Source organism: Arthrobacter sp. JCM 19049 (genome assembly GCF_001310435.1).
Window position 1 is genome coordinate 21,426 of sequence record NZ_BAXF01000007.1, and the last position, 6,339, is coordinate 27,764.

General features: G+C 65.1%; 2 protein-coding genes and 5 pseudogenes. 2 read left to right on the forward strand and 5 right to left on the reverse strand.

Going from position 1 to position 6,339, the window contains the following annotated elements:
* Position 1: 1 nt before the first annotated feature.
* From tsaB to coaA, 5 genes and pseudogenes are all read right to left on the reverse strand, one after another.
* On the reverse strand, positions 2-658 hold the full coding sequence (tsaB, locus tag JCM19049_RS01075; RefSeq protein ID WP_054820534.1) for a tRNA (adenosine(37)-N6)-threonylcarbamoyltransferase complex dimerization subunit type 1 TsaB: 657 nt from the start codon (positions 656-658) through the stop codon (positions 2-4).
* Positions 659-761: 103 nt separating this feature from the next.
* A pseudogene (gene tsaE / locus JCM19049_RS01080) lies at positions 762-1,264 on the reverse strand (tRNA (adenosine(37)-N6)-threonylcarbamoyltransferase complex ATPase subunit type 1 TsaE).
* Positions 1,257-2,425, reverse strand: a pseudogene (alr, locus tag JCM19049_RS01085) (alanine racemase). The pseudogenes tsaE and alr overlap by 8 nt, the downstream one beginning before the upstream one ends.
* Positions 2,426-2,615: 190 nt before the next feature.
* Positions 2,616-3,006 (reverse strand): annotated as a pseudogene (gene mscL / locus JCM19049_RS01090) (large conductance mechanosensitive channel protein MscL).
* Positions 3,007-3,102: 96 nt separating this feature from the next.
* Positions 3,103-4,060, reverse strand: a pseudogene (gene coaA / locus JCM19049_RS01095) (type I pantothenate kinase).
* A gap of 135 nt (positions 4,061-4,195) precedes the next feature.
* Between coaA and glmS the strand changes: the two are divergent.
* Together glmS and JCM19049_RS17700 are read left to right on the forward strand one after the other, a co-directional pair.
* Positions 4,196-6,066: pseudogene (glmS, locus tag JCM19049_RS01100) on the forward strand (glutamine--fructose-6-phosphate transaminase (isomerizing)).
* A gap of 111 nt (positions 6,067-6,177) precedes the next feature.
* Positions 6,178-6,339 (forward strand): 4'-phosphopantetheinyl transferase superfamily protein (locus JCM19049_RS17700; RefSeq protein WP_279402172.1); only part of this gene is annotated, 162 nt, incomplete at its 3' end.

Sequence of the window (6,339 nt, forward strand, 5' to 3'; positions counted from 1 at the left end):
TTCATGAACTGTGGGACCTGGCGTCGGACTCGCGCAGGTAGCGTGGGGCGGTATCAGACAGGTCCGCGCCCTCTGCCAGTTCGGCGAGCGCACGCGGCCCCAGGTCGGCAGCTCGGGTCAGCCAGTCTCGGCTGGCACCGGCCACCTGGGCTCCGGCCTCTTCGAGTTCTTGTTCATAGAGTCCGGCACCTACACCGTGTACTTCCAGGGACGGTAGTTCCCCGGCGGCCGAGACGTGCGGCCCATCCAGCAGCTCGCCGTCAGCGGCGAAGCGCGCCCAGTAGACCTCGCGGCGGCGCGCGTCCGTGGCAATCAGGTATTCGGCGTCCGGCTGCAGTTCGCGACGCACCCGTTCGGCCAGCGCCCCCAGGGACATGGTCCCGTGCAGCGACACACCCCATACGTAGGACAGGGTGCGGGCGGCCACCAACCCCACCCGCAGCCCGGTGAAGGGGCCGGGCCCGGTTCCCACGATGATGCCGGCCAGTTCTTTGCCTTCCAGCCCCGCCTGGGCGAGCAGCTGGTGGATGTAGCTGACCAGGGTTTCGGTTTGGTCGTTGGACCGTTCACTGGTGATTTCGGCGTGCACGGTGCCGTTGGCGTCAATCACGGCCACGGAGGTGTGCGCCGAGGTGTCTATGACCAGGTAGTTGCTCATGGCTGGCCTTCCGGGTTGCTGAAGCTTTTCAAGGTGGCCTCGAGTGCCGCGCGCAGCTGCTCCCAGCGCGCCGGTTCCCAGTCCGGACCGGTGGCGCTCAGTGTCAGGGTGCGCGGTTCATCGCTGCCCTCGTCATCGAATTCCCAGGACGCGGTGGTGGTGTCCGCAGGCAGGGCGCGCGTGCCAGGGCCAGCTCCAGGCGGGAGCTGCTCAGGTGCTCCACCTTCCCGGCACCCCATTCAACGACGGTCACTGCCTCCGGGGCGGTGGCCTCCAGATCTAGGGTGTCCACTTCGCTGGGGTCGCTCAGCCGGTAGGCGTCCACGTGGACCAGGTTCGGTCCGCCGACCAGGCTGGGGTGTATGCGCGAAAGCACGAAGGTTGGGAGATGACCCCTTCGCGGACCTGCAGTCCTGCTCCCAGGCCCTGGGTGAGCGTGGTCTTGCCAGCGCCCAGTTCCCCGGTGAGGATGACCAGGTCCCCGGCGCGCAGCTGCCGTCCGAGTTCTGCGCCGATCGCCTGGGTGGCTTCCACAGTGGCCGGATGCAGGGTCAGCTGCTGGGCGTGCCCGTCCTGCTGAATGTGATGCTTCGGGGTGCTAGGCACCGGTGTCCTCTTCCTCGTCCAGGTAGGACTCGCCCCAGCTGCCTTCCAGGTAGATGCGCGGCACGCGCGGGGAGATCCGGGTGACGACCTCGTAGTTGATGGTTCCGGCGGCGTTGGCCCATTCGGTGACCGGCGCGGCGGATTCGCCGAACACCCGGGCGGTGGCGCCCAGGAAGTGTTCCGGGTCAATATCCGGGCCCAGGTCCACCACGCACTGGTCCATGGCAATCCGCCCGCGCACCGGGTAGGTGGTGCCGTGGATGTTCACCGGTGCGCCGGTGGCGATGCGCGGCAGGCCGTCGGCATACCCGAGCGGGATCAACCCCAGGTAAGTTTCCCCGGTGGTGCGGTAGTTCAGTCCGTAGGAGACGCCCTGGTCCTTCTGCACCTTCTTCACGTTGGCGACCCGGGTTTCCAGGGTCATGGCCGGACGCAGTCCGAAGTTGGAGGGTTCCTCGTCCTGGAAGGGGCTGAGCCCATACAGGCCCAAGCCGAGGCGGACCAGATCATGGTGGGAGTCCGGGCGGGAAAGGATGGCGGGGGTGTTGGCGATGTGCCGTACCTCCAGGTCGAATCCGGCCTGCTCCACCTGGGTGATGGCGGCGTCGAAGGCGGCCAGCTGCTCGTCGGTTTCGTGGCGCTGCGGTTCGTCGGCAACCGCCAGATGAGAGAAGATCCCCACCACGCGCAGCAGTCCCTCGTTCTGGTAGGTCATGGCCTGGTCCAGCAGGTGGGCAGGGTGTCAAGCATGGCGCCGTTGCGTCCCAGCCCGGTATCCAGCTTCAGGTGGATACGCGCGGGGGTTTCCATCTTGCGGGCCGCGGCGGCGATGTGCTCCAGTTCCCAGCCGGAGACGCCCAGGTCAATGTTGGCGGCGACCGCCTGGTCGAAGGGGGTGTCCGCGGTATGCAGCCAGGCCAGCAGGGGGGCGTCGATGCCCTTGGCCCGCAACGCCAGTGCCTCAGTGACGTGGGCGCAGCCGATCCAGCTGACCCCGGCTTCCAATGCCGCCCGGGCCACCCGGTAGGCGCCGTGGCCGTAGCCGTCGGCCTTCACCACGGCCATGACCTTGGCCGGGGCCACCAGGTCGGTCACCTGGCGCACGTTGTTTCGGATTGCTGACAGGTCCACCAGGGCTCGGCGTTCCCACGGGGCACTCATGGGATCGCCGTCGGGTGCTGCTTGCTGCTCTACCACTTCAAAGTTCACATCTGCTATCTTCGCACTTTTCGCTTCTCTGCGCGCGCGGCACCGGTTCGCTAGGACGTCACGCGCGCTAAGGCGGGGTGCATCTCGGCTGTGAACCGTGATGCACCCCGCAAGGTTGGCTGATATGGGTGAGGGACTGGCCTTAGCGCAGGGTGCGCAGTTCGTCGCGGATCTGTTCCAGCAGCGCCAGCTGCGGATCCGGCTCCTCTTCCTCTTCCTCCAGGCCGCGGTGACGCTTCAGGGCTCGGTGGCCTTGGTCATCGGCAGCACGATCACGAAGTAGACGGCGGCGGCAATGAGCAGGAAGTTGACCAGGGCGGTGAGGAAGACACCCACCTGGATCAGGTTGCCGTTGATGTTGAACACCAGGAAGTCGTCAAAGCTCGGCGCACCGACCAGTGCGGAGATCAACGGCATCAACACACTGTCCACCAATGCGTTGACTACGGCGCCGAAAGCGGCACCAATCACGACGCAACGGCGAGGTCGACAACGTTGCCCTGCATTATGAAATCGCGGAAACCCTTTAGCATGGGTCGATCATACACATGGATAAACTCTGAAAGAGCTTCATCTAGGACTATTTTCTAAAGAATTTGTAGCGCGTTGCCGATATTTTGAGCGTACTCTCAGATTTTACGCAGCAGCATCCGAGTGACCGAGTGATCCCCGCTTTTACGCAGCACCAACTGCGCGCGCCCGCGCGTAGGCAGCACGTTCTCCTTCAGGTTCGGCTCGTTGATGCTCTTCCAGATGCGACGGGCGGTGGCGCGGGCCTCGAAGTCACTGAGCTTGGAGTAGCGGTGGAAGTAGCTGGCCGGGTCCAGGAACGCACCGGAGCGCAGCTTCATGAAGCGGCTGATGTACCACTCCTCAATATCGCTGGTGCGCGCATCGACATAGACGGAGAAGTCAAAGAAGTCGCTGAGCGCGAGCCCCACGGTGCCGTCCGAACGGGTGCGGGCTGGCTGCAGTACGTTCAGCCCCTCGACAATCAGCACCTGCGGCGAGCGCACCACGTTACGCTCATCGGGCAGGATGTCGTAGGTCAGGTGCGAGTAGACCGGGGCGCTGACTTCCGGGGCTCCGGATTTTACGGCCGAGACAAAGCGCAGCAGTGCACGGCGGTCATAGGATTCGGGGAAGCCCTTGCGTTCCATCAGGCCCCGGCGTTCCAGCTCGGCGTTCGGGTAGAGGAACCCGTCGGTGGTGATCAGCTGTACGTCCGGGGTTTGTGGCCACCGCCGCAGCATCTCCTGCAGCACACGCGCGGTGGTGGACTTGCCCACCGCCACCGAACCGGCCACCCCGATTACGAAGGGGGTCTGGCGGGTTTTCTCCCCCAAAAAGGTCATGGTCGCCTGGTGGGTGGCTCCGGCGCCGGTGACATAGAGGTACAGCAGCCGGCTCAAGCAGGTACACGTCGCGGACCTCACGCAGGTCCAGGCCGTCGCCCAGACCACGCAGCCGTTCAATGTCCTCCACATTCAGCGGCTGCTCCATTTTGTTGGACAACCGGGCCCAGGTTTGCCGGTCAAGTTCGACAAACGGGGAGATCGAGGTGTCCTGAAGCTGCGTTGGTTCCACGAGAGGAAATTGTGCCAACTTTTGACCTCACACCCAAACAGGAGACCGGCCCGTGACTCATAACACAGGTTTTTCTGGCAGGACGGTATCACATTTTCTATCTGCCGGGCGCCGTCAAAAGGTAGGCTTTCTGGCATGTGCGGAATTGTTGGATATGCAGGTACACCGACCGGAAACAACGGTCATGATGCGTTAGAGGTCCTCATCGAGGGCCTGCGCCGGTTGGAATACCGGGGCTACGACTCGGCAGGGGTTGCGGTCGTAGCCGACGGCGCCATCCATGCCCGGAAGAAGGCCGGCAAGCTGGCCAACTTGGAAAACGAAATCAGCGAGAACCCGCTGCCGGTCTCCCAGACCGGTATCGGCCACACCCGCTGGGCCACTCACGGCGGACCAACCGACGTCAATGCGCACCCGCATCTGGCGGACAATGGCAACCTGGCCGTCATCCACAACGGCATCATCGAGAACTTCGCCGAAATCAAGGCCCAGCTGCTGGCCGAAGGCGTGCAGTTCCTGTCCGAGACCGACACCGAGGTTGCCGCGGCACTGCTGGGCAAGACCTACCGCGAGCTGGGCACCGGGGACCTGACCGAGGCGCTGCGCCAGACCGTGAACCACCTGGAGGGTGCCTTCACCCTGCTGGCCACCCACAAGGACCACCCGGGCGTCGTGGTGGCCGCCCGCCGCAACTCCCCACTGGTGCTGGGCCTGGGCGAGGGCGAAAACTTCCTGGGCTCGGATGTCTCGGGCTTCATTGACTTCACTCGCCGGGCGGTGGAACTGGGCCAGGACCAGATCGTGACCATCACCCCGGACACCCACCAGATCATCGGCTTTGACGGCGAAACCGCCCAGGGCAAGGAATTCACGGTGGACTGGGATGCGGCCAGCGCCGAAAAGGGCGGCTTCCCCTCCTTCATGGAGAAGGAAATCTACGACCAGCCCGCCGCGGTGGCCGACACCCTGCTGGGCCGTTCGGACGCCGAGGGCCGGATGACCCTTGATGAGCTGCGCATTGACGCCGAGGAACTGGCCAACGTCACCAAGATCGTGGTGCTGGCCTGCGGCACCAGCGCCTACGCCGGGTCGGTGGCCAAGTACGCCATCGAGTCCTGGTGCCGGATCCCGGTGGAGGTCGAGCTCTCCCACGAGTTCCGCTACCGTGAGCCGATCGTGGATGCGAACACCCTGATCGTCTCCATCTCCCAGTCCGGGGAAACCATGGACACCCTGATGGCCGTGCGCTATGCCAAGGAGCAGGGCGCGAAGACCCTGTCCATCTGCAACACCAACGGGTCCACCATCCCGCGTGAATCCGATGCGGTGCTCTACACCCACGCCGGCCCGGAGATCGCGGTGGCCTCCACCAAGGCGTTCCTGGCCCAGATCACCGCCACCTACATCCTGGGCCTCTACCTGGCCCAGCTGCGCGGGAACCTGTTCAGCGGTCAGATCAAGGACATCATGGCCGACCTGGGCAAGATCCCGGCCAAGATCCAGGACATCCTGGACCGCTCGGATGCCATCCGCGAACTGGCCCGCTCCATGGCCGATGCCACCTCGGTGCTGTTCCTGGGCCGCCACGTCGGCTACCCGGTGGCGATGGAGGGCGCGCTGAAGCTGAAGGAAATCGCCTACATCCACGCCGAGGCTTCGCCGCCGGTGAGCTGAAGCACGGCCCGATCGCGTTGATCGATGACGGCCAGCCGGTGTTCGTGGTGGTCCCCTCCCCGCGTGGGCGGGACTCGCTGCACTCCAAGGTTGTCTCGAACATCCAGGAAGTGCGCGCCCGCGGCGCCAAGACCCTGGTGTTGGCCGAGGAAGGCGACGAGGCGGTCAAGGCCTACGGTGAGTTCGTCTTCTACCTGCCCGAGACCCCGACCCTGCTGATGCCGCTGCTGGCCACGGTGCCGCTGCAGCTGTTCGCCTGCGAGTTGGCTACCGCCAAGGGCTATGACGTGGACCAGCCGCGCAACCTGGCCAAGTCGGTCACCGTCGAGTAAACGGCCCCCTCTGGCAACGGCCGGGCACCACCTGCAGGTGGTGCCCGGCCGTTGTCTCGTTCACCCTGGGCACTACCGGCCCGACCGTTCTGATCCCCTAGGCTAGGAAGCATGATCGCAGGAATTGGCGTGGACATTGTCGATGTGCCACGTTTTGGACGCCAGCTGGAACGCACCCCCGCATTGGAAGGGCGCCTGTTCACCCCGGAAGAGCGCGGCCTGCCGCTGCGCTCGCTGGCGGCCCGTTTCGCCGCCAAGGAGGCCATTGCCAAG